The organism is Filimonas zeae (assembly GCF_014641615.1).
Classification (GTDB): domain Bacteria; phylum Bacteroidota; class Bacteroidia; order Chitinophagales; family Chitinophagaceae; genus Filimonas; species Filimonas zeae.
This window is the reverse complement of record NZ_BMIB01000001.1, coordinates 343,125-369,796: the sequence shown is the minus strand read 5'-3', so window position 1 is coordinate 369,796 and position 26,672 is coordinate 343,125. Positions and strand designations below refer to the sequence as shown.

Sequence of the window (26,672 nt, the reverse complement as noted above, 5' to 3'; positions counted from 1 at the left end):
AGGCGCTTTGCTATATATAACAGCTTATGTGTTTACAAGCCCCAGGTGCGGCCTTTCATTATAGCTGGCACGCCATCTGTAATCCACGGTGCGGGCTTCTCCCCTTTCAGCAACCAGTCAAAAAACTGTTGCTCTCTTATCTGAATATCCTTACGGTTTCTTCTTTCTACCAGGTTGTGTGCTTCACCATTGTAGTTGAGCATCCAAACGGGTTTGTTCAGCCTGCGTAAAGCCGTAAAACATTCAATGCCCTGGTACCAGGGCACCGCGCCATCTGCATCGTTAGCCATTACCACCAGTGGCGTTTTCACTTTAGGAAAATGGAATAACGGAGAGTTCTCGGTATACAGGTTGGGCTTTTCCCAAATGGTAGCACCAATACGGCTTTGCGTATGCTCGTACTGAAACTGGCGGTTTAAACCACTTTCCCAGCGGATACCGCCATAAGCACTAAACATGTTTACCACCGGCGCACCCGCCCATGCAGCAGCATACAGGTTGGTTTGCGCAATCAGGTGTACGGTTTGATATCCACCCCAGCTTTGTCCCTGTAAACCAATTTTGGTACTGTCAATAAAGCCTTCTTTTATCAGTGCCCGGGTGCCGCTTACAATATAGTCGAAAGCACCTTTGCCCGGATGGCCGTTGGTATACCAGATATCGGGTACAAATACCACGTAACCGCGGCTGACAAAAAAGGATATATTTAAACGGGAAGGTGTAGGAGCCGGAGCCGCATAGTTATACAGCGTGTTGTTGTTGCGCTCGTAGAAATACACAATCATCGGGTATTTCTTTTTAGCATCAAAGTTTTCCGGCTTATACAATACGCCCTCTGTTAACTTACCTGTATAAGCTTTCCACTTGTATAACGAAGCGCTGCCCCACAGGTAGTCAGCCTGTTGCAGGTTGGTATTAGATAATTGTTTTTCATTATCAAAGTACACGCTGCGGGTATACAGGTTAGGTGAGTTATTAAAGGTTTCTTTGGTATACAACAGCACATCTGCATTTTTCGCTTTCTGTATGTTAGCAAAAAAGCCTGCACCAAACGAAACGGGCTGCAGCCACAATGTAGCAGGTGCTACCGTATCCTGTAAAGAGAAAGCCGCCAGGCCGCTATACTTGGTATTCTCATCAAACAAACGGAATAACATCTGCTGACCAGGTTTCAGAAATTTTTCATCCTCATTGGTATTTACATAACGGTACTGCAATTTGTTTTTGCGGCCGTTGGTAATAGCCACCGACTTTTCTTTTGCTTCAGGGTCTACTTTCCATACATCATAACGGTCGTAGATCAATACATATTTATCATGTTCTGTCCAGCGTACAATACCGTAGTTGTTGGGGTCATCCGGCACGTCATTGTCCTCATCGTACAAAGGCATTTTAATATCAGCCGCTACCGGTATTACGGTCCCTTTCTCCTTATTGTAAATACTGTACGTACGTTTTATTTCATTGTACAGTAACAGATACTTACCGGTATACGAAGCATATACATTGCCTTTAAAATCTTTAACCACCAGCTTTTTAGCACCGGTTACCGCATCAATAGCATAAATATCATTAAAGGTATATCCCTGCCACTGGGCAGCTACACGCTTGCCAAAATCGTTTACCGCATAAAACGCCACACCATCTCCTTCACCTGTCAGTTGCACCATTCTGTAAGCGGTATCCGCCAGCTGAATCACCTGCTTACCGGCATCATCCCACATGGCCAGATAGCTTCTTTTCAAATCTTTATTCAGGTTATACAGCTGTACCGTTTGCAGGGCGTCATCTTTATAATTCCATACATCTACTGCTGCACGCTCAAACTCGGGCAGTGTAGTGTCTTTAGGTGGCAATACGGGTGCAGTACCCAGGAACAATCTGTTGCCGGATTTGCTGAAGCTGAGGTCTGCATTTTCACTGATGCTCCAGTTGGGCAATATGCCTTTGGTAGTGCGGTCTGCCAGCAGTTTTGCACTGTCATATCCCGGCATATAATACCACAAACGGTAGTACTTCTGTACGGCTTTGGTGCTGCTATCGCGCTCTGCCACAAAAGCCAGGCGTGTACCGTTATCATCCAGTACAAAAGCCCGCGCATCGTTCAGGCCCTTCATTACCGTATCCGTAGTGTTATTCAGCAACTGATGCCATAACACCAACGCTTTGCTGTTGCTATCACCGTTTTTACGGGTGGTGCGTATTACCAGCGCTTCTCCTTTTTTACTAAACAGGTAATCGTTTACCAGTTCATATTTCCTTTCGTCACCACTCAGCAGGTTACGTAGTACCAGTACCGTACCCTCTTCTACCGGGCCATCATCTTTTTTGGCTTCTGGTTTACCAGCAGGCGCTTTGGGTTGTATGGCCGCAAAGCCCAGTGTTTTAATTTCAGTAAGCTTATTGCGTAAGCTATCTGCAACACGCGCCAGACTGTCGGCGGCCCTTACCAGTTGCGCAATGCGTGTGGCGGAATCTGCAACAGGTTTATCCTTAGGTGCGGCAGGTGCTTTTTCCAGCAGGTATGCCACCCAGCCATTTCCCTCTTCGGGTATTTTAAACGATTTTACAGCAGCTATTTTAACCAGGGCTTTGTTTTCCAGGTTATACACAGCCAGGCTGTCTTTGGGCATTTCTTCCGGCTTCTTCTTTTTAATACGTGCATCGCGGGTGTCTTTAAACAACGGCTTTATTTTACAGATCAGAAAGCTGTTGTCATCTGTAAACTTTGCAGCGTAGCCACGCGGCAGTTCCAGCAGTTTCCCGCCATCGGCCAGCTGTACCACCAGGTTGCCATCGCCTTCCTGCGGCACTACCGTGTATACCACGTATTTACCATTATTGCTGATTTGCTTTTCGGCAATGCTTTGCCAGCCATCATAAACAGTGTGGTCAAGCGGCTTTTTCTGCGCTAAAGCCCCCTGTACCAGACAGGCGCAAAGCAACACACCCGCTACTCGTAAGAAGATTTTCATGTATATATCGGAATTTGGACTTAAAATTAACAGCTACCGCAAATAAAAAGCGCTCATTCCTGCAAACAGTTCACAAAAAGCGGCAGAACGGTCTTACATAATAAACATTTAGTATGTTTATAGCCATTGTTATTAAAAACAGAAGCATGAAGTGTCTGATTGCCCTACCGTTATTAGTGTTCTCTCTTGTTAGCAATGCGCAAACCCGTCTTACGCAGCAATGGGTTACTGATACGGTATTGCATGTGCCGGAATCGGTATTATACCACCATGGTGAAAACATATTGTATGTATCGCAGATAGGTAACAACCCTAACGCGAATAAAGACGGTAAAGGCAGTATAGCCAAACTATCGCCCGATGGCAAAATACTGGATTCTGCCTGGGTAACCGGCCTCAACGCTCCCAAAGGCATGGGCCGCTATGGTAATCTGTTATACGTGGCAGACGCTACCGAAGTAGCCGTTATTGATATGAAAAAAGCCGCGATAGCCTACCGCATTCCCATTGACAGTGCTGTTTTTCTGAATGATATTACCATTGATAAACAGGGAAATGTGTACGTATCAGATTCCCGCCGGAACAAAGTACACGTTATCCGCAGAAAACAGGCCAGCCTGTACCTGGATGATGTGAACAATGCCAACGGCCTGCTGGCAGCAGACGGTGTTTTATATGTACTTTCTGCCGGGCGCCTGCTTGAGGTAAATGAAGACAAAAAAATAACCGTTATAGCCACCGGTATGGAAAAAAGCACTGATGGCCTTGTACAGATTTCAGAGAACCAGTTTATAATTACCAGCTGGGCAGGCGTTATATACAGCGTTAAAAAAGACGGTACCGTAAAACAGCTGGAAGATTACCGCAGCACCAAAACCAACACGGCCGATATTGGTTATAACCCTAAAACCAGAATGCTATATGTACCTACTTTCTGGAAAAACAAGGTGATGGCTTTTCGTGTGGAGCAGTAACTTATGCCTGCGCCTGCATTGCACGGTTCTTTTTCGCTAAGCGTATAATCCGCAACATTTGCAATATCACCGCCAGCAGTATCAGTAAAAACCCGATATAAAAGTTCATGCTCAGCGTTTTATTCTCCTGAAACAACATAAACGCCAGTAGCACCCCATACACCGGCTCCAGCGTAAGGGTAAGGTTCATGGTAAAAGCGCTTACTTTTTTAAGGGCGGCTATGTACAGGAAAAAGGTAAAAATGGTACAAACCCAACTCAACACCAGCAGCCATAGCCAATCCCATTTTACAGGCACAACAGCATCTGTAGGAAACAGCAGGTGGTATACCGGCATTAACACGCTTAAGCCTATAAAGCCGCCTGTTAGCTGGTATAGGGTAATAGCGGCTGGTTCGTAGCCTGTTACTACTTTTTTATTCAGCACCGAAACCGTTACGGTAAGCACTGCGGCCAGTAAGCCAATATAAATACCCGCAGAAAAATGCAGGTTACTGAAATAGATAATACCAATACCCGCCAGTGCAAACAAGCCCAGCGCCAGTTCTCCGGGATTAATACGTTTGCGGAAAAACAGGGGTTCTATAATAGCAGATAACAAACCCGAAGTAGAAAGGCAGGTTAAGGCAATAGAAACATTGGAGTACTTAATGCTGCCGTAAAAACATAACCAGTGCAGTGCCAGTATGGTACCTATGGCACCTATTTTTAAAAAGCCGCGTACATCTACCCGCTTAATCTCGCCCCGCCACCAGAAATATATCCATAGCGATACCACGGTAATCAATAACCTCCACCACACCAGCCACCCTTCGTTTAAAGAAATAAGCCGGCCCAGCACACCTGTAAAGCCCCATAAGAATATGGCCAGGTGCAATCGAATCAATGCAGCCTTCATGGCGCAAACCTACACCATTCCCCGCATTTTCATACATTACCAATTTTCTCTATCTTACAGGAATGGAACCCGTTATCTCAATCCGAAATCTCCGAAAAAGCTATGGCGATAAAGAAGTACTGAAAGGTATTTCGCTGGATGTATATCCAGGCCAGGTGTTGGGCTATATTGGCCCCAATGGCGCCGGAAAAAGTACTACCGTTAAAATTTTATGTGGCCTCATCAGCGACTATGAGGGCGAAGTAACCGTAAAGGGGCTGGACCTGAAAACCAATTCATTGCAAATTAAAAGCATGATTGGTTATGTACCGGAACTGGCTGAACTGTATGATGTACTTACGCCTGTGGAGTTTTTGCAGTTCTGCGGCAGCCTCTACGGCCTGGGCGCAAAAACCGGTAACGATCGCATTGAAAAAATGCTGGCCGCGTTTGGTTTACAAAACAACATGCACCAGCGCATGGATAGCTTTAGCAAAGGCATGCGCCAGAAAGTATTACTGGCTTCAGGCATACTGCACAACCCCGATATTATTATACTGGATGAGCCATTAAGCGGCCTGGATGCCAACAGTGTTATCATAATAAAGGAGCTGATAAGCAAACTGGCTAAAGATGGTAAAACCATTTTCTATTGCAGCCATATGATGGATGTGGTAGAAAAGGTGAGCGACCGTATTATTTTAATTGATAACGGTACTGTAATAGCGGACGGCTCTTTTGAAGCATTACAGCAACAACAGGGCGATACCAGCCTGGAGCAGATATTTGCCAACCTTACTGCTAAAAACTCTTTTACCAATACTGCGGACGAGCTTATGCGTGCGTTTGATTAAGAATAATTATGAACATTATTAATAAATTACTGCTTCGCCTGGTAATGCTGGCTGCGCCCCTGTACCGGAAAATGGGGGTGGATGTGTTTTTGCTGGAGGTAATAGTAAGCACCAAGCTGGTAATGGACGATAGAAGACCTAATGCCATACGCCAGAAAAAAAAGCAGAATAACAAACCAGTAAAATGGGCAACCCTGGCAACCATGTTCTTCAGTGCACTGCTTGGCGTATTTCTTTTGTTTGCCTTTACAGTATCAGATACCATTGCGCAAATGGTTGTATACTTTCTGATGTATACGTTTATGCTGGCTTCGTCGCTGATATCAGATTTTACCTCGGTGTTGATTGACGTGCGTGACAATTATATCATAATGCCTAAGCCGGTAAACGATAAAACTATTGTGGTAGCAAGGCTTGCGCACATTTTTGTGCATGTATGTAAGTTAGTATTACCTATGACGTTGCCTGGTATTATTACCGTTGGCATTATGTATAATCTGTATGGTGCAGTGCTGTTTATACTAATGGCATTTCTGGCAACGTTACTGGCTATATTCATCATTAATGCTGTATACATTCTGATACTGAAAATAACCACGCCACAGAAGTTCCAGAGTATCATCGCCAACTTTCAAATTGTTTTTTCGGTAATTATCTTTGGCGGCTATCAGTTATTTCCCAAAATATCAGATAGACTGTCGGGCATGTTAATCAGTTTTTCCGATTACTCATTGTCACTACTCATTCCCTCTTACTGGTTTGCAGCAGGCTGGAAGGTATTATTCACGTTTTCAGGCAACCTGCAGGAAATAGCAGGCTTGTTTCTTTGTTTCGCGTTTCCGCTTTTCAGCATGTATGTAGTAGTAAAATATCTGGCACCTTCCTTTAACCAGAAGCTGTCTATGATAAGTGGCTCTTCTACCGATTCCGCCCCTGCCATAACCACTACAGGTAAGCCGTCAAAAGCAGCTTCTACCAAAGATGGCTACAGCCGCATGCTGGCTAAATTGTTTACCGGAAGCGCTGCTGAACGCTCCAGCTTTTTATTAACCTGGAAAATGACTTCCCGCAGCCGGGATTTTAAACTAAAAGTATATCCCAGTATGGGTAATCTGCTGGTTTTGGTAGCAGTAATGTTTGTAAACTCCAAAGGGCTTACGCTTGAAAACCTGCAGCAGGGTAATATGAAGGCCAGGATAATGATACTGGGGCTTATTTATATGTGCAGCTTAATGGTGATTACTGCCGCCTTTCAGATTGCTTATTCAGATAAATACAAAGCTTCATGGATTTACTATGTAAGCCCTATTAACAATCCCGGCTCGTTAATAAGTGGTGGTATTAAAGCAGTATTATGTAAGTTTTGTCTGCCTATGATAACAGCTACTGCTGTAACAATGCTATTGCTGGTTGGGCATGGCGTTATACCCAACCTGTTACTGGGTATTGCTAATCAACTGCTGGTAGTAGGCTTAATGGCTTACTTCGGGGCTAAACAGCTACCTTTTTCGCAATTGCAAACAGCAAAACAAAAATCGGGTGGCTGCATAAGATCTATTATGTTATCACTGATTTATCTGGTGCCGGTAGCAGCACATTTTATGCTGTATAACTTTGCTCCTGTGCTGTATATACTGGCTGTAATAGCCGCTGCGGGCGCATGGTATTTATTCGACAGCGTTAAGAATATGGAATGGAACAAACTTGAGGGAGAATATGCCGCTGATTAACTATCAGCGGCTTACCATTTCTTCTTTTCTGCGCCTTACGGTAACAGGGGTAGCCGGGGCAGTAGTGCTGTTTACTCTGCGGCGGTAGTTTTTAAACATACTCTGCCATTGAATTTTCAGTACACCCAGCACGCCTTCTTTAATAATGCCTTTGCTCATTTTGCTCACACCTATTTTACGGTCTTTAAACACAATAGGCACTTCTTTAATGGCAAAGCCCAGCTTCCAGGCGGCAAATTTCATTTCAATCTGAAAAGCGTATCCAACAAAGCGTATTTCATCAAAGTTGATAGTTTCCAGTACTTCTTTTTTATAACACATGAAACCGGCGGTAGGATCTTTCACCGGCATCCAGGTAATTAATCTTGTGTAAATAGAACCGCCACGGGAATACAGGTGACGATCCAGCGGCCAGTTTTCAATCTTTCCCCCTGGCACGTAACGGCTGCCTACAGCCACATCGCCGCCCTGATACTTACAGGCCTCATACAGCCTTTCCAGATCGTTGGGGTTGTGCGAAAAGTCGGCATCCATTTCAAAAATGAATTTATAGCCCTTGTTAATGGCCCAACGGAAACCGTGAATATAGGCAGTGCCTAAGCCCAGTTTTCCTTTTCTCTCTTCCAGAAACAGCTGGCCAGGGTAACTGGCAAACAGTTCTCTCACAATATTGGCAGTTCCATCAGGCGAGCCATCGTCAATTACCAGTACATGGTACTGTTGTTTCAGATGGAATACGGCTTCCAGGATAGCTACAATATTATCCTTTTCGTTGTAGGTCGGTATTATTACGAGCTTTTCCAATTTCTATGGGGATTGCTATTATTGTAAAACTAGGCTTTTACCGCTTCATCCCAAAACCGTCAGGCTTTTTTTAACAGCGTACGGTTTAAAATTTCGGTTAATTTTTGCTTGGTATTCATAGCAAAATCACCCTTCATCATCCAGTCATAGTACTGAGGCTCAGCCTTTAACACGTCTGCAACAGGGCGTCCTTTGTGTTTACCAAAGTTAAACACCTCTACCCCGTTCACTTTTACCAGGCGACGGGCAAAATCTACTATATCATCTTCCCCGGTAAATTTAACAATACTGTCTACCGTATTGCCAATAGCCGCATAGCGGGCCACCTGTGCATCCAGTACTTCCCAGGTAGCATCTGCATCTGCTTCTGCACTGTGGGCGCCTTCCAGGTTTTTATTGCAATAGAATTTGTAGGCAGCACTCAGTGTACGCTGCTCCATCATATGAAACACGCGCTGCACATCTACCATTTTACGGCCATCGGTGGTAAATTCCAGCCCAATGCGCAGAAACTCCTCCACCAGCATAGGTATATCAAAACGGTTGCTGTTATAGCCACCCAAGTCGCAATTTTCCAGAAACTGCTTTACCTCATTCGCCACATCTTTAAACGTAGGCGCATCTTTTACCATATCATCAGTAATGCCATGCACATCGCTGGAACTTGCAGGAATAGGCAATTGCGGGTTCAACAGCCTGCGTTTAACAGTTTTAGTGCCGTCGGGCATAATTTTCACGATCGCTATTTCAACTATTCTGTCGGTACCAATGTTTACACCGGTAGTTTCGAGATCAATAAATGCCAAAGGACGGGTAAGCTGCAGATTCATAAAAAACGCGAATGTTATTGAGCGCGCAAAATAGACCAAAAATCTTATCAACGGTGTTGCTGGTAATAATTTGGCGGAATGGCCTGTTGCAGCGTACTTAATTCAGCAGCGGTTAAAACACCTGCTTCGGCTGGTGCCAACACATGCTGTAACTGCTGTTGGGTGCGTATACCCACCACGGCGCTGCTTACTGCTGCATGCGCAAGCGTGTATTGCACAGCGGTTTGTGCAGCAGTACGGTGCTGCGAAGCCTGTTCCACTGCCTGTGCAGCCTGCTGTACCTGCTGCGCTGTATAGTCCAGCCAGGCATCGGCGGGTTTACCAGCCAGTAAGCCTTTGGCAAGGCTACCGCGGGCAAGTACGCCTATTTTATTTTCCTGTAACAGAGGCAGGCAGGCCTCTTCAGGCCGCCTGTCCAGTAAACTGTATTGCATCATTACACTCACAATACGCGAGCGTTGTACATATTCCCTTATTACATTGGGCCGGATAGAAGAGATGCCGTAATACCTTATTTTCCCCTGCTGCTGCAGCAGTTCAAAGGCTTCTATGGTTTCGTCTATATTATCTTCCGGTGTACCGCCATGCAACTGATACAAATCGATATAACCGGTCTGTAACCGCCGCAGGCTATCCTCTGCAGAGCGGAGAATATGGGCTTTGGAAGGGTTCCAGTTCCAGCCGCTTCCATCCTCTTTCCATTGGTTACCCACCTTGGTGGCAATAATAACCTTACTGCGCCAGGGTTTCAACAGCCCGCCTATTCTGGCTTCATTCTCTCCTTTCTCATACAGGTCGGCCGTATCAAACAGGTTTACGCCCTGGTCAATAGCCTGCTGTATCAATGCTTTGTTCTGTGCGGAATCCTTTTCCAGCGACATACATCCAAAGCTTACTTCACTTACCTCCAGAGAAGATTTACCTAAACTGCGATACTGCATACAATGGTGTGTTACGGGTTAGTAGACCATAAGCCGGCTTCTTTTACAAACACACGGCGGTTCAGCTTTAACTGGCTTACAATCAGCTCAGCAAAGTCTTCGGCCTGCATTACTTTTTCCGGGTTGCCATCAGTAAGCTTTAAGTCAATAGCCATATCTGTAGCAATAGTGCTGGGCGTTAAAGTGGTAACGCGTATGTTAGATTTACGCACTTCCTGCATTAACGATTCAGACATTCCTATTAACCCGAATTTAGAGGCACTGTAAGCACTGGTTACCGCTGCACCATTGCGGCCTGCGGTAGAGGATATGTTTACAATATCACCTGTTTGCCTTTCCAGCATAGCAGGCAATACGGCACGCACCATATAGTAAGCACCAAACAGGTTTACTTTAACCACATACTCCCACTCTTCCGGAGCCAGTTCCATAAACTTTGCAAACTTACCTACGCCCGCATTGTTAATAAGAATATCTATAGGCCCCAGTGCTGCCGTAAGTGCAGCCACTGCTTTGTTAACAGAAGTTATATCCGCCACATCTGCAGTTGCATACTCCACTTTCACACCCGCCTTAGCCACTTCTGCTGCCACTGCTTTTAAATCACTTTCTGTACGTGCTATCAGCGCCAGGTGTACACCTTCGGCTGCTAACGCCAGTGCTACTGCTTTTCCTATTCCTTTGCCAGCACCTGTTACCAGGGCAATCTTTCCTTTTATCTGTTCCATAAAACTTGCTTTCAACTATTTACCTGCTACCTGCGTTGCAAAGGCAGCCATATCCAGCCCATCATAGTTACCACTGCTCATCAGCAGCAGGTTAGCATTGTGGTACTGCTGTTGTTGCAGCCACTGCCACAAATCTTCTTTCTGTGTAAACACCTGCAGCCCTGGTTTGGCAAAACCAGCTATTACTTTTTCCGCAGGCAAATCGGGCATACGTTTCAGTTCCAGTGCATGCTTGGAATAAAAAACCGCGGCATAATCTGCCTTATCCATAGCACCGGTATATTCCGTCATAAACTGCTCGTTCAGGCTGCTGTAAGTATGCAGTTCCAGCACCGCTATCAGTGAGCGGTTGGGGTATTGCTGCTTTACTGCTTCCATAGTAGCTTTTACTTTGCTGGGCGCATGTGCAAAATCGCGGTACACATTTACATCTGTACCACCTGCCATCAGCTCCAGTCTTTTGGCAGCACCTTTAAAATCAGCTATTGCTTTTACAAAGTCTGCCGCGCTTATACCCAGTTCTTTACACGCATACCAGGCAGCATGCATGTTCAGCAGATTATGGTCGCCAAACACCAGCAGATCGCCTGCTGCATTTTCCAGTTCAATATGGGTTTTGCCATTGCTGATAGTATGCGTTGGCACACGATAAGGCTGGTAGCGTATATCCGTACGGTTATGGCTGGTTACCAGCTCTTTTAATACCGTATCGGTTTCGTTATATATCAGCAATCCACCTGCTTCAATTTTATCAATGAATATGCGGAATTGCTCCAGATAAATATCAAACGTGGGAAACACATTAATATGATCCCATGCTATACCGGTAAGAATAGCTACATGCGGAAACAGGAAATGAAACTTGGGCCTTTTTTCCAGCGCACTGGCAGGGTACTCATCGCCCTCACAAACAATAACAGGGGCATCGGTAATATTCACACTTTGTGCAAAGCCATCCAGCTTAGCGCCTACCAGGTAATCAAACGGCTGGTGCAGTTGCTGCAACACATGCATAATCATACTGGTGGTAGTGGTTTTGCCATGGCTGCCACCTACTATCACCCGTTTTTTATGCTGGCTCTCCTGGTAAATGTATTCCGGAAAGGAGTAGATTTTTAAGCCCAGTTGCTGTGCTTTTATCAACTCAGGATTGTCTGCTTTGGCATGCATACCCAGAATAACGGCATCCAGATCGGGGGTAATGAAGGCTTCATCCCACCCGTATTCCAGGGGGAGTAGTCCCTCCCGTTCCAGGTTAGATTTTGCCGGTTCAAATATCTCGTCGTCTGTACCGGTAACGTGGTACCCCTTCCTTTTCAATGCAATAGCTAGCTGGTGCATTACGCTGCCACCAATGGATATAAAATGAACGCGCACTTTGAAGATGATTATTTGATGCAAATATTTTGAATATCAGGCTACAAAAAGCAATAAACCTGTATCTTTGAAATGAAGGTAATACACAAACGTATTGTTTACTCAATTGTTGAATAAAATGAAAAAAGTACTTCTGGCTGTAGTATTAATTAGCTCTATCGCTGCTTTAATGAGCTCCTGCTCAGGTTCACGCAGAGGTATGGGCTGCCCTAGTCACAACCCTCGTTATTTCCGTTCATAGTGCTTTTATGTAACTTTGTTACATGAACTGGATTAAAATAACGGCTACGGACCAATTAGACAGCATTAAAGAAAAATCGCATCAGGTACCCCAGGTAATTTTTAAGCACAGTACACGCTGCAGTATCAGCAGTATGGCACTGGGAAGGCTGGAAAGGGCTAAGGTACCTGACAATGCAGATTTTTATTTCCTTGACCTGATCGCCCACCGCGATATATCCAACAAAATTGCGGACGTTTTTCAGGTACACCACGAATCTCCCCAGGTATTAATCATCAAAGATGGCCAATGCGTGTATAACGAAAGTCATATGGGCATTACCATGGATGAAATAGCCGGGCAGGTTGCCTGATTTTACCAATCAGCGTAACACTTTATCAGCATTTAACATTCTCTTTAAAAGACCGCTTCCGGCCTTACTATAATCTTATTGCCCTGATTGTAAAACAGTTCGCTCCCGTCCGGGGCGGTTACTCCTGTCACATTTTGTCCTGCCTTGTTTCCGCCTGTCGCCAAACTGTCATTTAAGGCGCAATTCAGGCTAACACAGTGCTAATTGGTTATCTTTGCACGAAATTTTTATTCATGAGCCGTAAAGGAAAGGTTTTAGTTGCTATGAGTGGCGGTATAGATAGTACCGTTACGGCTCTCATGCTACATCATGAGGGTTATGAAGTGGTGGGCATTACCATGAAGACATGGGATTATGCCACCAGCGGCGGTGGCCATAAGGAAACAGGCTGCTGCAACGTAGATAGTTTTAACGATGCACGACAGGCAGCCGTACATCATGGATTTCCCCATTTCATCTTAGATATCAGAGACGAGTTTGGCGATTTTGTAGTGGAGAACTTTGTGGAGGAATATCTGGCCGGGCGCACCCCTAACCCCTGTGTTATGTGTAACACACATATCAAGTGGAAGGCATTGCTGAAGCGGGCGAACGCACTGGACTGCGATTTTATTGCTACCGGGCATTATGCCAATGTATACCAGCACGAAAACGGCCGCTACGTTATCAGCAAAGGGCTGGATGAAACAAAAGACCAGAGCTATGTACTGTGGGGTCTGGACCAGGAATTACTGAGCCGCACCATTATGCCGCTGGGTAAGTATCGCAAAACAGCCATACGCCAGATGGCGGAAGATTATGGTTACCCCGAACTGGCTAAAAAAAGCGAGAGCTACGAAATATGCTTTGTACCGGATAACGACTACCGCGGCTTTTTAAGGCGCCGGGTAGACGGGCTGGAAGAAAAGGTAACCGGCGGCTGGTTTGTTGATAAAAACGGAAAGCGTTTAGGGCAGCACAAAGGCTATCCCTTCTATACCATTGGCCAGCGTAAAGGGCTGGAAATTGCCATGGGCAGGCCGGTGTATGTAACCGCTATTAACCCCGAATCTAACACCGTGGTACTGGGCGATGAGGCAGATCTGGAACAAAGCGAAATGAACGTAGCCCGTATTAACTGGATTAAATACGATGGCATTACAGATGGTATGGAAGCCTTTACCAAAATACGTTATAAAGACAAAGGTGCTTTAAGCAACTTATATGCCTCAGAAAACGGCGTACGTGTACGCTTTTATGAGAATGTAAAAAGCATTGCCCCGGGGCAGAGCGCTGTGTTTTATGATGGTGATGAGGTAATTGGCGGCGGTATTATACAAGGGGGCATGCAATCACCCTTTATGCTGTAATACACCTTTCATTTTTACATAGTCAGAGGGCCTGGTGCCCACTATTTTATAAAAGGTATTACTGAATGTAGGCACACTGTTATAACCCACCATATAGGCGGTTTCATTAACAGTGTGCCTTTCTTCTAACAGCAGCTGCAAAGCCTTCATCATACGCTGCAAAGTAAAAAACTGCACAAACGACATATTCAGTTCCTGCATAAACACCCGCGCAAGGGTACGCTCACTAAACCCAAAATGCCTGGCCACATCAGGAAACAATATATTCTCCTCCATATGTGCATACAGGTAACGCACAATTTCCAGTAAACGGTCTGTTTTAGGGTAAGGCAAAGAAAGCGGTAAACTGTAACTGCTTACTTCGGGCAGTATGTTCTTCAGCGATTGCATAAAGCCAAAAGCCGTGGCCTGCTGCGGGGTTACCTGCCCGTTCCACCGGCCGGTAAAAAACAACATCTCCAGCAACAGATCGTTGGCGGGGTAAATGCCTATATGGCTGTAAAATTCCGGTTCCTCTGCTGCTACCGGGTAATACAGGTTGCGCATCATTACATGCTCTGCATTCGCCTTTATACTGTGCATAATGCCCGCAGGAATCCACATATAATGGCGGGCAGGCAAAAAGTAATTCTTCTCGTCGGTAGTAACATGCACAATGCCCCCTTCGGTATATAAAAACTGCCCTTTTATATGGTTATGCCGGGGCACATGGTTTTCGCCACTGCCCGCCTTACCCATATAATCGTGATTACAGTAAATATTCTCTGCAAACAAGTCTACTGCTGTCAGGTGCTGATCGTGATAGTTACTGGACCGCATGGCAGAAATGAATAATTTTTTGACTTCCAAAGATAATTGCGCCTCTACGAAGTTAAGGAACTTTGCAGCGGAAAGACGTATAAAACCTGTTACATACCCCTGGTCCTCCCGCTTTCCCCGCCAGCGAATGCTGCCATAACAAATGATTTATGGAAACGAAATATAAGCCGTTTAAAAGGCTACTGCCCTTTATGGGCCTGCTATTGCTTTGGGTGACTGGCAACGGGCAGGAAACAACACAGCACCCCGATACACTGCTGCTGACCATAAGCCGTTCGGTAGCAATGGCACGCGCCGGTAACAAAAACATACAGCGCGCCCACCTGCAGCAGCAAATGGCTGATGACAATACAGGTATTGAGAAAAACAGGCAACTGCCCGATGTGGACCTGCACGCATCTTACGCACGCATTACCAACCTGCTGGAATACCATGGCAGTTTATCTAATACAGAAACCATTAAGGCTATTCCTGATATGTATGAGCTGAGCGGCAACCTGAAAATGCCACTGTATGCCGGTAAGCGTATAAAAACCGGTATAGATATAGCTATGGAACAGGCAGCGGTATCGCGCCTCAAAAGCGCTGCCGTGGGTAACGATATTCATATAAAAACAATTGCTACCTATCTGGGCATTTACCACCTGCAATCGTTACAGGCAGTAATTATCGAAAGAATTGCCGAGTATGAACAAAGGCTGAAAGAGGTACAGGCACTGAAAAGGAATGGTGCGGTTACCAGAAACGAAATACTGCGGGCAGAACTTCAACTATCCAACATGCAGCTATCGCTGATCTCTAACCGGAAAAACATAGAGATAGCGATGCAGGAGTTGAAAACCCTGCTGAACGTTCATGAACGTACGCAGCTTACACTGGATACCGCACAGCTAAGCAATATGCCGCTGCTGCAACAAAGTTATGAGGCCTGCCTTACGCTGGCTTATCAGAAAGATGAAATGCAGATAGCCAGAAAAGAAGAAAAGCTGGCGCAGCTGCAACGTAAACAGATACAGGGAGGCTACTACCCCACCGTAGCTTTGTTTGGCTCCTGGGCATATAACTACCCCAACTACCGCCTGTTTCCACCCTCACCCTATTTATACAGGTTGGGCATGATTGGTATAGATGCCAGTTTTAGTATTTCAGATTTGTATAAGAACAAAAAGCGCATGGCGCTGGCCAGTAAAAAAGTGGCTGATAAAGCGCTGGAAACCGCCCTGATACAGGATGAAATTACCAACCAGGTACATAAGGAATATGTGCAGCTACAGGAAATAAAAGAAAGAATACCGGTAACCGAAGCTGCCATTACACAAGCCACCGAAAATTACCGTATTGTAAAAACCAAATACCTGAACCAGCTGGCACTGATTACGGATATAACAGATGCAGACAATGCCCTGCTTTCGGCACGTTTTGCCAACATTACCGAAAAAATAAATGCGCAGATGAAGTACTTCCAGCTGCTGTATGTTACCGGAATGCTTACACCTGCTGCGCCGCAACCAACAAACTCACCGGAACAACCGTAAAAATATATGAAAAAGAATAACAGTTTATTGCATCACCTGCTAACCGTAATTTCCACTCTGCTTGTGCTGGGCGGCATAGCAGCCGGTGTTTATTTTTTTGTGTTTTACCACAACCACCAAGAAACCAACGATGCCCAGGTAGATCAGTACGTAACACCGGTAATGAGCCGTGTTACCGGCTATATACAGGAAGTACGTTACGAAGAAAACCAATTGGTACACAAAGGCGATACGCTGGTAGTGATAGATAACCGGGAATTTACAACGCGGCTGCAACTGGCCCAGGCCGATCTGGAAGCGGCTGCACAAACTGTGCAGGTATTACACAAGGGGGCACTGGCTATAAGTACCAATACCAGTATTAAAAAAGCACAGATAGAAGCTGCGCGTGCAGAATTGTGGAAGCACACGCAGGACTATAAAAGATATGAAAACCTGTTACAGGAAGAAGCGGTTACCCAACAGCAGTACGAGCAGGTAAAGGCTGGCTACCAGGCAGCACAGGCACGTTATAACGAACTGGTAAGCGGTTTAGAGGCAGCCAGTTTGGGTACAGAAGAAGCAGCCTCCCGCGTAATACCCGCCTCTACCTCGGTTAAAGCCAGACAGGCAGCGGTAGACAATGCGGCGCTGTTTGTATCCTACACCATTATTACTGCACCGTACGATGGCTATACCGGCAGAAAAACCATACAGCCCGGCCAGCTGGTAAAAGAAGGGCAGACACTGGTATCGGTAGTAAGCCGCGAAAAATGGATTACCGCCAATTTTAAAGAAACGCAGGTACACAAACTGGCTGTTGGCCAGGCCGTAAGTATGAAAGCGGATGCCACGGGCAATGTGGTTATACATGGCAGAATTCAGTCCCTCTCCCCCGCCAGCGGCGCCAGGTTTTCGCTGCTGCCGCCAGACAATGCTACCGGCAACTTTGTTAAAATAGAGCAGCGTATACCCGTACGTATTGAGTTAACAGATAAGGATAGTATTACGCAGTTTTTACGAGCCGGAATGAATGTGGTGGTTACGGCAAAGAATGAATAGTATGGAACAAGCCAATAACATATTTAAAGCGTGGGCTCCGGGCTGGTTAATAAAAGGCGTGCTTATTTACTGCATGCTGCCTTCTATGATGCTGCTGGGGCTGTACAATTCCAACACCACCTATACCGCCAGCTATCTGGATATAGAACCGGAAGATATGCAGTTTATCATCAGCCTTACCTATGGTACCCTGCTGGCCACTGTTTTAATTGAAGCGCGCTTTTTCCGCTACTTCTCTACCCGCAATTATTTTCTCTGTATTAACGCCATCAGTGCGCTGGTACTTATCCTGTCTGCCTATACCACCAATTATTACCAGTTTATTATGCTGCGTATTGCAGAAGGGCTTTGTATGGCATTGCCCGGCGTTTCGCTGCGTATGCTGCTGATGTCGCGCTTTAAAACCAACAGCGCCATGATTATTGCCTACAGCATTTTCTATGGCATACTGCTGTGCTCATCCACCTTTACCATTCATATAATGGTATGGCTGATGGATAACTCAGACTGGCAGCATATGGCCTACGGTGGTGCTTTGTTTCAGGTGCTGGGTATGGGTTTGATACTGCTGGTGTTTAACACCAAAAGATTTACTAAAAAGCTGCCTTTGTACCAGGTTGACTGGGTTAGTTATCTGCTGGTATTGCCTGGCATTTTATGCGGGTCGTACGTACTGGTATATGGCGAAAAACTATACTGGTTTCAATCGGGCAAAATTGCTGTGTGCGCCATTATTGCGGTGGTGTTTATGGGTTTGTTTGTACTAAGGCAACTCAGAATTAAAAGGCCCGCGTTTAACATGAATGTATTCCGCAACAAGCAGGTGATAGCAGGTATGCTGCTGTTTGTGTTTTTTTATACCTGCCGCGCCACGCTGAATTTGTGTTATGCCACCATGAGCGATATATGGCGGTGGGAGCCCATATATATAGCCCACGTGCAATACATTAACGTAGCCGGGCTTATAGCAGGGTTAATACTGGCAGGGCTGTTATTACACCAGGCGGTTGCCAGCCACTACATTATTCTCAGTGGTTTTGTACTGCTGGCGGTATATCATTTCTGGTTTACGTTTTTGTTTGTACCGGATGCCGCTTTACAGCAAATTGCCGTTCCTTATTTTTTACAGGGCGCAGGTGTGGGTATGGTGTTTATTCCACTGGTATTTTTAACCACTTCTACGGTGGCACAGCCGCTATCCCTGGCTGCCGGTTTCGCGGCCGTTTCGGGCCGTTTCTGGGGCACCAGCGTAGGGTTTTGTGTGGTACAGAATGCCAAAGTGTTTTTACAGCGTACACACTACAGCAAATTGCAGCAGTTTGTAACACCGGAAAGTACCGAAGCACAAAGCAGGCTGGCCAGCCTTACCGCGTCTTTTACTGCCAAAGGCTATTCTGCCGATGCTGCTACGCAGCTGACCTATCAGCAACTGCATGCAGCCGTAAGCCGGCAAAGCACCCTGCTTTCTTATATGGAAATTTATACTGCAGTGGGCTGGGCCTTACTGGCTGTGGTAGTAGTAATGATACTGAACAAACACCTGCTGTTTTCTATTAACAAGGTAAAACAGGGCACCATGAAGCTGATGCCCAGAACCATGTGGTAACCAGGCTATGCTTTTGTAAACAGGGCGGCATACATCGTATCCGCCTTTTCGTGGTAGCCCTTTAGCAAGGTAGCGGCTACCGGTTTCAGTTGCAGCTGGTTTTGTATGTACGCTGTCTGCTGTTCGTTCTCAGCTGCAAATACCGAACAGGTAATGTATAACAGAAAGCCACCGGGTGCCAGCGCGTTTACTGCGGTAGTTACTATTTTCCGTTGCAGGGTGGCATAGCGGTCAATTTCCGCCGTTGTAAAAAAGGCCAGTTGTTCCGGCGTTCTGCCCCAGGTACCAGATCCGCTGCAGGGCGCATCACATACAATCAGGTCAAAACCCTTTCCCGGCACCGGCCCGCGTTTCAGCGCTTCCTTATCGGTTAAGTCGGCAACAAACGATTGATAACTGCGGATGCCCGCTTCCGCAAAACGTTGTTTTAAATTGTGGATGATAGAGGCCCTTACATCTGATACCGTTAGCTGAATATCTGAAAGCAGATCTTTTACCAGTATAGACTTTCCCCCGCTGGCGGCACAGCAATCCCAAACAGTTCTGATACGCTTATTATCTGCCTGTAGTAATACATCACCCACACGTTGCGAGCTTAAATCCTGCACCACTGCTTCGCTGTTCAGCTGTAAAAACTGATCGGCCTTGCTGGCAGGTGGCAATGCAATACAATCAGGCTGTGGCTGCGTAAACACTACCTGCTGCTGTTGCAGCTTTTGCAGCACACGTTTTTGCATACCCGGGCGTACACGCAAAAACACATGGGGCTGTAACAAATGGCTATGGGCAAACGCTGTGGTATCTATATCGCTGCTGCACTGCTGTAACCACGGAAAAACGGCAGCAGCCTCAAATGGTATTCCCTGCTGTACTACAAACTGTATACGTTGGGTAAGCTGCGGCGTATGCGCCTGCTGCCAGGCCTGGGTAAACAAGTCATTCCAGCCTTCCAGCTGCTCACTGCATAAGTACAGCGATACTTTTATACGCTCTTCTGCCGGCAGCTGCTGCAAAGCATGGCCGGTACGGAAGTAGCAATAACAAAGATGGCTGATAAAACGCCGGTCTTTGGAACCGTACTTTTTATCAGCCGCAAAAAATTGTTTCAGGTAATGCTGTAAAGGCAGTGAGCCGTTAAAGCCTGCCAATGCAGTAACTGCATATTGTATATAACGATGGGCGTATTGCACCAGGCAAATATACCCTCATTCTGTATTAGTTATACGTGCAGGTAAGGGTACCGTTGCCGTTAACACCGCCAGATTGTGTAATAGCTACTTCTACCGGCTTATTGCTGGTAGTGTAAGCACCTGTTTTGTAGTCGTAAGTAAAAGTGCCGGTTTCGGTACGTTGTACAGAGCCGGAAGTATAGTAAGGCGAAATCCAGTCAGTAAGATTGTTTACAATAAACGCTTCTGTACCCAGTTGTACAGGCGTTTTAAAAGTACCGTAAGTATAAGTGTAGGTGCCAGACTGCACATAAATATTGTCGGTAGCGTTGTAAGCAGCCTGCACCAGTCTGCTTATGTTGCCGTTACCATCGTAACTAAATACCTGGCGGGTATTTTTAGCCAGTACACCATTTAACCCAACCGCAAACCAGCTTTCTTTCTGGCTTATCTGGCCTTTGGCGTCGTAGGTATACACAATACTGTCTCTTAAACGAATGGCCTGAGAATATTGTATGTCAGTTACATATTTCAGCTTTTCGGTACCTTCCTGGTATACGGCAGTATATATTATAGAATCCAGATTAGCGTTGCGTGGAAAGCCCGATTGAACCGCTTTTATTACTCTGCCGCTGGCATCTCTGTCAAAGCGGTAATTTACACTTATAGGATTTTCGTTGGCGTCTGTTCCTGTTTCAGAATACCTTACCAGCTTTTTGGCAGCATTCCACGAAAACTGGGTAACTCTTGATTCTTTGTCGCCGGAAGAATAGGCAAAATCCCGCTGCACCTTCATCAGCAGATCGTTGCCGGTAACCGGTTTAACGGTGTCGTCGGGGGGAGTAACAGGCGGTACAATTTCCGTATCATCTGTTAGCGGTCCCAGTTCTTTCTGACAGGAGTACATGGTGAGTGTAATCATTACCAAAAAGCAAGGCACCAAACGTTTCATAAGTATCAATTAGGGGGAATAAAAAAGTTGATATGACAAACATATCAACTTTTCGTGTTGGCGCTCCCCCCGCATTTAAAGGGGGAACGCTGATTATTTTTAGCCGGATTACAGTTCCAGCAGACTCTTCACCGGATCTTTCCCTATCAGCAGCAGTTCCGGATTTTCCAGTAACTCCTTCACTCTCACCAGGAAGCTAACGCTTTCGCGACCGTCGATAATACGGTGGTCGTAGCTTAAGGCAATGTACATCATCGGGCGAATTACCACCTGGCCATTAATAGCCATAGGTCTTTCCTGAATTTTGTGCATACCCAGAATAGCGCTCTGAGGCAGGTTAATGATAGGCGTGCTCAGCAGGCTACCAAATACACCACCGTTGGTGATGGTAAAGGTGCCGCCCTGCAGCTCATCCATAGTCAGTTTATTGTCGCGTGCTTTGCCAGCCAGTTCAATTACTTTTTTCTCAATACCAGCCATGCTCAGGCTTTCCACGTTGCGTATAACCGGTACGGTTAAACCTCTTGGGGTACTTACAGCAATGCTGATATCTGCATAATCGTGGTATACCAGCTGGTCGCCATCGATGTAGGCGTTTACAGCAGGCCACTCACTCAGGGCAATAGCACAGGCTTTGGAGAAGAAGCTCATAAAGCCCAGGTTTACACCATGCTGCTCTTTAAACTTGTCTTTATAAATTTTACGTACCTCCATTATCCTGGTCATGTCCACCTCATTAAAAGTGGTTAACATGGCAGTGGTATTTTTGCTTTCCACCAGTCTGCGGCTAATGGTTTTACGCAGGTTACTCATTTTTTCAACGCGGGTATTGCGTGAACCCAGTTCCTGACCGGCAAATGCCTTTTTACCAGGGTTGTTCAGCGCTTCCAGCACATCCTGCTTCACAATTTTACCACCAAAACCAGATGGGGTAATATCCGCAGGATTTACTTTTTTATCAGCAATGATAGCAGAGGCTACCGGAGTAGCTTTTACATCACTGGCAGGTGCAGCAGCAGTTGTTTTTGCAGGCTGGGCAGCGGGTGCAGCAGCAGGTTTTGCTTCTGCAGCTTTGGCGCCACCAGCAGGCACAGCCACATCGGTATTAATTTTGGCAATTACATCGCCAATCTTAATTACGTCACCTTCGTTTCCAACGGGTTCCAGCTGACCAGCTTCTTCTGCATTCAGTTCAAAAGTAGCTTTTTCGCTTTCCAGCTCTGCTATCACTTCATCGCGTGATACCAGATCGCCGGCTTTCTTCACCCATTTTAATATAGTAACCTCGCTGATAGATTCACCAACGGTAGGCACTTTCATTTCAATAATACCTTTACCAACAGCTTTGGCTTCAGCGGCAGCAGCAGCGGGTGCTGGTGCCTCAGCAGGAGCAGCGGCTGGTTGTTCAGCGGCTTTTGCTGCGCCATCACCGGCAGGTTTGGCAGCAGTTTCATCAATATTGGCCAGTACACCGCCAATTTCAATAGTATCGCCTTCTTTGGCAACGGTTTTTAAAACACCCGCCTGTTCTGCGTTTACTTCAAAAGTTGCTTTTTCGCTTTCCAGTTCCGCAATCACTTCATCACGCTCCACATATTCCCCGTCCTTTTTAGTCCACTTCAACAGCGTTACCTCACTAATGGATTCTCCTACTGTTGGTACTTTAATTTCGATCATAACATTCTATTATGTTAGTATATTCTTCTGCCGGTAAGTTAATTAAATACTGAATGCTGTTTCTATGATATCTGCCTGCTCTACCGCATGCACTTTGGCAAAACCGGTAGCAGTGCTGGCACTGGCGTTACGGCTGATGATACCGTAGTTAACAGATTTCAGGTTCATTTGCAGGAAGGAGGCTGCACCCATGTTCAGCGGCTCTTCCTGTACCCAGAACCATACAGCCTTGCCATATTTCTGATACAGAGCTTCCAGTTGTTTTACAGGCAGCGGATATATTTGCTCCAGACGAATTACCGCTACGTCCTGTCTGTTGTCTTTCTGCTTTCTTTCTGCCAGTTCAAAGTAAATTTTACCGGAGCACAGCAGCACTTTCTTCACCTCTTCTACTTTACCCACAGTAACATCATCAATCACCTCTTTAAAACCACCCTGCGTAAACTCGCTGATATGGCTGTAGCTACCCGCATGGCGCAGGTTTGCTTTGGGCGACATGTTGATTAATGGCTTACGGAACTGCCATGCCAGCTGACGTCTTAACGCGTGGAAGAAGTTAGCTGCCGTGGTAATATTGGTTACCACCATGTTCAGTTCTGCACTCATTTGCAGAAAACGCTCCAGACGGGCGCTGGAGTGGTCTGGTCCGCCACCTTCATAACCGTGTGGCAATAACAATACCACACCGCTCATGGTACCCCATTTTTGTTCGGCGCTGGCAATATACTGGTCAATTACCATTTGCGCACCGTTTACAAAGTCGCCATACTGCGCTTCCCATACCACCAGGGCATTGGGGTTAGCCATAGCATAACCATATTCAAAACCTAACACCCCATACTCACTCAGCAGCGAGTTGAAGATGCGGAATTTACCCTGCTGCTCCTGAAAATGATTCAGACGGTTGTACTGATCGTTGGTTTCTGCATCAAACATTACTGCATGTCTGTGTGAGAAGGTACCACGCTTAACGTCTTCCCCACTCATACGTACATCTTTGTTCTCTGCCAGTATGCTGGAGTAAGCCAGCAGTTCAGCAGTAGCCCAGTCAATTTTCTGCTCGGCCTCAAACACCTTTACTTTATCCTGTAACAGCTTCTCCACTTTTTTCAGCGGGTTAAAGCCTTCAGGCCATTTCATCAGCCCCTCAAACAGCCTTTTAGCGTCTGCTTCAGATATTGCAGTATCAGGGCTTTGGTCAAAGTCTGCATCAGTAGCTCTGCGCAGTTCTCTCCACCACAGTTCAGGCTGCTGATACGTATAAGGAAGCGGCTTTTGTCTTACTTCGTCCAGGCGCTCCTGTAAGTCGGCCCAGAACTTCTTCTCCATGTCCTTCGCCAGTTCCTGTGCATCAGGCTCCCCGTTTTGTAACAGAAACTGCACGTATACTTCGCGTGGGTTAGGATGCTTATCAATTAATGCGTACAGGCTGGGCTGGGTAAACTTAGGCTCATCACCCTCGTTGTGGCCATGCCTTCTGTAGCAAAGAATATCAATATAAACGTCTGAGTTAAAACGCTGACGGTAATCGGTAGCAATTTCCACTGCTTTTACCACCGCTTCTGCATCATCACCATTTACGTGTAATACAGGAGATTGGGTAATAGCTGCTACAGAAGTACAGTAGTCAGAGCTCCGCGCATCATCAAAATCGGTAGTAAAACCAATCTGGTTGTTGATGGCAATGTGAATAGTACCGCCTACATAGTAGCCTGGCAGTTCGCTCATTTGCGCTACTTCATAAATAATACCCTGGCCGGCCAGTGCCGCATCGCCATGTATTAATATAGGCAGAATTTTATCGTAGTCTGCATTGTATAACACATTGGCTTTAGAACGTGCAAAACCAATAACCACAGGGTCTACCACTTCCAGGTGAGAAGGGTTAGGACACAATTGCAGGTTAATGCTGCGTCCGTCAGGTGTGGTATGGTCGCCGTTAAAGCCCAGGTGATATTTTACGTCACCGCTGCCCATGGTTTTGTCAGCAGGTATAACACCTTCAAATTCCGTAAAAATCTGCTCGTACGTTTTTCCTAATGTATTAGCCAGTACGTTCAGGCGGCCACGGTGTGCCATACCTATTACCACTTCTTTTACATCGTTGGCTGCTGCCTTGTTAATAATGGCATCCAGCGCAGGAATCAGGTTTTCGCCACCTTCCAGTGAAAAGCGTTTCTGACCTATATATTTCGTATGCAGGAATTTTTCAAAAATAACACCCTCGCTCAGCTTTTCCAGAATGTGCTTCTTCTGGTCAATAGCCACAGGTTTCAGCATTCTTTCTTCTACCGCCTGTGCCAGCCATTCAATACGCTCAATATCGTTCAGGGCGCTGTATTCCACCCCTACTGAGCTGGCGTATACTTTGGTAAGTTTGTCAACAATACTCTGAAGTGTAGCCTTTCCTAAACCAATAAACTTACCGGCTTCAAAAGTGGCTTTTAAATCAGCCTCTCCTAAACCAAAATAAGAAAGCTCCAGGTTGGCGCGACGATCTTTCCGCGGACGGATAGGGTTCGTTTTTGCTACCAGGTGCGCTTTTTTGCGATAGGCCTGAATTAACTGATAAACACTGAATTCTTTGCTTAACTGCGTACTATCTACTGCTGCACTACCGTTTACTGCCGGTTTGCCATTGCCGTTCACATTCGCCACCGCGAAATCAAAACCTTCGAAGAATTTTTTGAGATCAGGATCCACATTCGTTGGGTTCTCTACGTAATCCTGGTATAAACGCTCAATATAGGCTGGATGCGAGCTTGTTATATATGAAAAGTCCTTCATGCCAAGCGGATGTTTTTGTAAATATTGTCTTTTTTGAAAGAATTGGATGCAAATATCGGTGTTCTGAGTTATAGACAGTTCAAAATTCAAAAGTTAAAATTCAAAAGTCAAAATAGGTTTAATCTAAGCTAAAATCTGTTAGTTTCGTGCTATTCCCATTTATGCGTGTTTTGTACACTTATTGTCCGGAAATGCTTTTTTAAAGAGCGGGTTTACATTGCCTTTATCTTTTTTTTCCTTTTTACTTTTGCATTTTGAATTTTTATTCTTACTTTTGCCCTCCTTTAAAAGAAATCACAAATGGCAAACCATAAAGCTACAAAGAAAGATGTGCGCCAGGCGGCTAAACGCAGGGACAGAAACCGTTACTATGGCAAAACAACCCGTAATGCTATTCGCGGTTTGAAAGCTCTGAAAGAAGAAAAAGCTTATGACGAGCAGCTGCCTTCTGTAGTTTCTATGATTGACAAACTGGCTAAACGCGGTGTTATTCATAAGAACAAGGCAGCAAACCTGAAAAGCAAGCTTTCTAAGAAAGCGGCTTTCAAAGCAATCGCAGCATAGTCCGGATCAGATTAATTTATCTTATTCAGAATAAGGCATTTCAACCAACTGGTTACAAACCAGTTGGTTTTTTTGTTTCGCGGAATACAGCGTATTTCTACTTATGCAGCTTCTATATTAAAGAGCGCCCCGGAGTTTCATCTTATATACCCCATAATACCTTGCGTTGCTCTGCTCAAGGCAACAACTCCCCGGATTAATAGAGCACCTCTTCCGGTTATCGGCGCAACACTTCTGCTCATTGGAGCAACTTTTCCGATCATTGGAGCAACTCTTCCGATCATTTGGAGCAACTTTCCGGTCATGGGAACAACACTTCCGGCCATCGGAACAACTCTTCCGGCTATCCGAACAACACTTCCGGCTATCGGAACAACTCTTCCGGCTATCCGAACAACACTTCCGGCTATCGGAACAACTCTTCCGGTCATCCGAACAACTCTTCCGGTCATCGGAACAACTCTTCCGGCCATCCGAACAACTCTTCCGG

At 45.8% G+C, this 26,672-nt stretch carries 21 protein-coding genes and 1 pseudogene; 10 read left to right on the top strand and 12 right to left on the bottom strand.

From position 1 onward, the window contains the following. Positions 1 to 32 precede the first annotated feature (32 nt). Entirely contained in the window at positions 33 to 2,975 is a 2,943-nt protein-coding gene (locus IEY13_RS01560) for an alpha/beta hydrolase family protein (protein WP_188950010.1), read from the bottom strand. Positions 2,976 to 3,088: 113 nt separating this feature from the next. On the opposite strand from IEY13_RS01560, the gene IEY13_RS01555 reads away from it, so the two are divergent. After that, positions 3,089 to 3,949 (top strand): SMP-30/gluconolactonase/LRE family protein, encoded by an 861-nt coding sequence (locus tag IEY13_RS01555; protein ID WP_188950008.1) that lies wholly within the window; start codon positions 3,089 to 3,091, stop codon positions 3,947 to 3,949. 1 nt (position 3,950) lies between these two features. Here the strand turns inward: IEY13_RS01555 and IEY13_RS01550 are convergent, their stop codons facing one another. Beyond that, on the bottom strand, positions 3,951 to 4,847 hold the full coding sequence (locus tag IEY13_RS01550; protein WP_188950006.1) for a DMT family transporter: 897 nt from the start codon (positions 4,845 to 4,847) through the stop codon (positions 3,951 to 3,953). Positions 4,848 to 4,909: 62 nt separating this feature from the next. On the opposite strand from IEY13_RS01550, the gene IEY13_RS01545 reads away from it, so the two are divergent. Beyond that, entirely contained in the window at positions 4,910 to 5,680 is a 771-nt protein-coding gene (locus tag IEY13_RS01545; RefSeq protein ID WP_188950004.1) for an ABC transporter ATP-binding protein, read from the top strand. Positions 5,681 to 5,688: 8 nt separating this feature from the next. Beyond that, positions 5,689 to 7,410 carry a hypothetical protein gene (locus IEY13_RS01540; protein WP_188950002.1) on the top strand — a complete coding sequence of 574 codons (1,722 nt, stop codon included), beginning with the start codon at positions 5,689 to 5,691 and terminating at the stop codon, positions 7,408 to 7,410. Positions 7,411 to 7,413: 3 nt separating this feature from the next. Here the strand turns inward: IEY13_RS01540 and IEY13_RS01535 are convergent, their stop codons facing one another. From IEY13_RS01535 to IEY13_RS01515, 5 genes are read right to left on the bottom strand one after another with little or no spacing between them, the layout of a single operon-like run. Continuing rightward, positions 7,414 to 8,214 (bottom strand): polyprenol monophosphomannose synthase, encoded by an 801-nt coding sequence (locus IEY13_RS01535; protein WP_188950000.1) that lies wholly within the window; start codon positions 8,212 to 8,214, stop codon positions 7,414 to 7,416. A gap of 59 nt (positions 8,215 to 8,273) precedes the next feature. Then, complete coding sequence (locus IEY13_RS01530; RefSeq protein WP_188949998.1) at positions 8,274 to 9,044, bottom strand: 3'-5' exonuclease; 771 nt, start codon at positions 9,042 to 9,044, stop codon at positions 8,274 to 8,276. 47 nt (positions 9,045 to 9,091) lie between these two features. Further along, positions 9,092 to 9,985, bottom strand: a complete 894-nt coding sequence (locus IEY13_RS01525; RefSeq protein WP_188949996.1) for an aldo/keto reductase — start codon at positions 9,983 to 9,985, stop codon at positions 9,092 to 9,094. 11 nt (positions 9,986 to 9,996) lie between these two features. Next, positions 9,997 to 10,713: a 3-ketoacyl-ACP reductase gene (locus IEY13_RS01520; RefSeq protein WP_188949994.1), complete on the bottom strand. Its 717-nt coding sequence runs from the start codon at positions 10,711 to 10,713 to the stop codon at positions 9,997 to 9,999. A 15-nt stretch (positions 10,714 to 10,728) separates the two neighbouring features. Beyond that, positions 10,729 to 12,090, bottom strand: coding sequence for a UDP-N-acetylmuramate--L-alanine ligase (locus IEY13_RS01515; protein ID WP_188949992.1), 1,362 nt, complete (start codon positions 12,088 to 12,090; stop codon positions 10,729 to 10,731). A gap of 263 nt (positions 12,091 to 12,353) precedes the next feature. Here IEY13_RS01515 and ytxJ point away from each other — a divergent pair, with 263 nt between their 5' ends. Both ytxJ and mnmA read left to right on the top strand, forming a co-directional pair. Beyond that, positions 12,354 to 12,683 carry a bacillithiol system redox-active protein YtxJ gene (ytxJ, locus tag IEY13_RS01510; protein WP_188949990.1) on the top strand — a complete coding sequence of 110 codons (330 nt, stop codon included), beginning with the start codon at positions 12,354 to 12,356 and terminating at the stop codon, positions 12,681 to 12,683. Between the two features lie 233 nt (positions 12,684 to 12,916). After that, positions 12,917 to 14,032 carry a tRNA 2-thiouridine(34) synthase MnmA gene (gene mnmA, locus IEY13_RS01505; protein WP_188949988.1) on the top strand — a complete coding sequence of 372 codons (1,116 nt, stop codon included), beginning with the start codon at positions 12,917 to 12,919 and terminating at the stop codon, positions 14,030 to 14,032. Here the strand turns inward: mnmA and IEY13_RS01500 are convergent. After that, on the bottom strand, positions 14,015 to 14,851 hold the full coding sequence (locus IEY13_RS01500; RefSeq protein ID WP_188949986.1) for an AraC family transcriptional regulator: 837 nt from the start codon (positions 14,849 to 14,851) through the stop codon (positions 14,015 to 14,017). The genes mnmA and IEY13_RS01500 overlap by 18 nt on opposite strands. Positions 14,852 to 15,000: 149 nt before the next feature. On the opposite strand from IEY13_RS01500, the gene IEY13_RS01495 reads away from it, so the two are divergent. The 3 genes from IEY13_RS01495 to IEY13_RS01485 are packed head-to-tail and all read left to right on the top strand — an operon-like array spanning position 15,001 to position 19,033. Next, a complete protein-coding gene (locus IEY13_RS01495) occupies positions 15,001 to 16,386 on the top strand; it encodes a TolC family protein (protein WP_188949984.1) in 1,386 nt (461 codons plus the stop codon). A 6-nt stretch (positions 16,387 to 16,392) separates the two neighbouring features. Beyond that, positions 16,393 to 17,427: an HlyD family secretion protein gene (locus tag IEY13_RS01490; protein ID WP_188949982.1), complete on the top strand. Its 1,035-nt coding sequence runs from the start codon at positions 16,393 to 16,395 to the stop codon at positions 17,425 to 17,427. Position 17,428: 1 nt separating this feature from the next. Then, on the top strand, positions 17,429 to 19,033 hold the full coding sequence (locus IEY13_RS01485) for an efflux MFS transporter permease (RefSeq protein ID WP_188949980.1): 1,605 nt from the start codon (positions 17,429 to 17,431) through the stop codon (positions 19,031 to 19,033). A 5-nt stretch (positions 19,034 to 19,038) separates the two neighbouring features. Here the strand turns inward: IEY13_RS01485 and IEY13_RS01480 are convergent, their stop codons facing one another. From IEY13_RS01480 to IEY13_RS01465, 4 genes are all read right to left on the bottom strand, one after another. Further along, positions 19,039 to 20,223 carry an RsmB/NOP family class I SAM-dependent RNA methyltransferase gene (locus tag IEY13_RS01480; protein WP_188949978.1) on the bottom strand — a complete coding sequence of 395 codons (1,185 nt, stop codon included), beginning with the start codon at positions 20,221 to 20,223 and terminating at the stop codon, positions 19,039 to 19,041. A gap of 25 nt (positions 20,224 to 20,248) precedes the next feature. Beyond that, complete coding sequence (locus IEY13_RS01475) at positions 20,249 to 21,154, bottom strand: hypothetical protein (RefSeq protein ID WP_188949976.1); 906 nt, start codon at positions 21,152 to 21,154, stop codon at positions 20,249 to 20,251. Positions 21,155 to 21,262: 108 nt separating this feature from the next. After that, positions 21,263 to 22,831 (bottom strand): 2-oxoglutarate dehydrogenase complex dihydrolipoyllysine-residue succinyltransferase, encoded by a 1,569-nt coding sequence (gene odhB / locus IEY13_RS01470; RefSeq protein ID WP_188949974.1) that lies wholly within the window; start codon positions 22,829 to 22,831, stop codon positions 21,263 to 21,265. Between the two features lie 42 nt (positions 22,832 to 22,873). Continuing rightward, complete coding sequence (locus IEY13_RS01465; protein WP_188949972.1) at positions 22,874 to 25,618, bottom strand: 2-oxoglutarate dehydrogenase E1 component; 2,745 nt, start codon at positions 25,616 to 25,618, stop codon at positions 22,874 to 22,876. 300 nt (positions 25,619 to 25,918) lie between these two features. On the opposite strand from IEY13_RS01465, the gene rpsT reads away from it, so the two are divergent. Beyond that, a complete protein-coding gene (gene rpsT, locus IEY13_RS01460; protein WP_188949970.1) occupies positions 25,919 to 26,182 on the top strand; it encodes a 30S ribosomal protein S20 in 264 nt (87 codons plus the stop codon). 166 nt (positions 26,183 to 26,348) lie between these two features. Beyond that, positions 26,349 to 26,603, top strand: a pseudogene (locus IEY13_RS30390) (MbeD/MobD family mobilization/exclusion family protein); the annotation flags it as partial. Positions 26,604 to 26,672: the final 69 nt, after the last annotated feature.

Excerpts from the sequence above, each read along its gene's own strand:
- IEY13_RS01560 (WP_188950010.1), bottom strand. The coding sequence starts at position 2,975 with ATGAAAATCTTCTTACGAGTAGCGGGTGTGTTGCTTTGCGCCTGTCTG.
- IEY13_RS01555 (WP_188950008.1), top strand. The coding sequence starts at position 3,089 with ATGTTTATAGCCATTGTTATTAAAAACAGAAGCATGAAGTGTCTGATT.
- IEY13_RS01550 (WP_188950006.1), bottom strand. The coding sequence starts at position 4,847 with ATGAAGGCTGCATTGATTCGATTGCACCTGGCCATATTCTTATGGGGC.
- IEY13_RS01545 (WP_188950004.1), top strand. The coding sequence starts at position 4,910 with ATGGAACCCGTTATCTCAATCCGAAATCTCCGAAAAAGCTATGGCGAT.
- IEY13_RS01540 (WP_188950002.1), top strand. The coding sequence starts at position 5,689 with ATGAACATTATTAATAAATTACTGCTTCGCCTGGTAATGCTGGCTGCG.
- IEY13_RS01530 (WP_188949998.1), bottom strand. The coding sequence starts at position 9,044 with ATGAATCTGCAGCTTACCCGTCCTTTGGCATTTATTGATCTCGAAACT.
- IEY13_RS01525 (WP_188949996.1), bottom strand. The coding sequence starts at position 9,985 with ATGCAGTATCGCAGTTTAGGTAAATCTTCTCTGGAGGTAAGTGAAGTA.
- IEY13_RS01520 (WP_188949994.1), bottom strand. The coding sequence starts at position 10,713 with ATGGAACAGATAAAAGGAAAGATTGCCCTGGTAACAGGTGCTGGCAAA.
- ytxJ (WP_188949990.1), top strand. The coding sequence starts at position 12,354 with ATGAACTGGATTAAAATAACGGCTACGGACCAATTAGACAGCATTAAA.
- mnmA (WP_188949988.1), top strand. The coding sequence starts at position 12,917 with ATGAGCCGTAAAGGAAAGGTTTTAGTTGCTATGAGTGGCGGTATAGAT.
- IEY13_RS01500 (WP_188949986.1), bottom strand. The coding sequence starts at position 14,851 with ATGCGGTCCAGTAACTATCACGATCAGCACCTGACAGCAGTAGACTTG.
- IEY13_RS01495 (WP_188949984.1), top strand. The coding sequence starts at position 15,001 with ATGGAAACGAAATATAAGCCGTTTAAAAGGCTACTGCCCTTTATGGGC.
- IEY13_RS01490 (WP_188949982.1), top strand. The coding sequence starts at position 16,393 with ATGAAAAAGAATAACAGTTTATTGCATCACCTGCTAACCGTAATTTCC.
- IEY13_RS01485 (WP_188949980.1), top strand. The coding sequence starts at position 17,429 with ATGGAACAAGCCAATAACATATTTAAAGCGTGGGCTCCGGGCTGGTTA.
- IEY13_RS01475 (WP_188949976.1), bottom strand. The coding sequence starts at position 21,154 with ATGAAACGTTTGGTGCCTTGCTTTTTGGTAATGATTACACTCACCATG.
- odhB (WP_188949974.1), bottom strand. The coding sequence starts at position 22,831 with ATGATCGAAATTAAAGTACCAACAGTAGGAGAATCCATTAGTGAGGTA.
- IEY13_RS01465 (WP_188949972.1), bottom strand. The coding sequence starts at position 25,618 with ATGAAGGACTTTTCATATATAACAAGCTCGCATCCAGCCTATATTGAG.
- rpsT (WP_188949970.1), top strand. The coding sequence starts at position 25,919 with ATGGCAAACCATAAAGCTACAAAGAAAGATGTGCGCCAGGCGGCTAAA.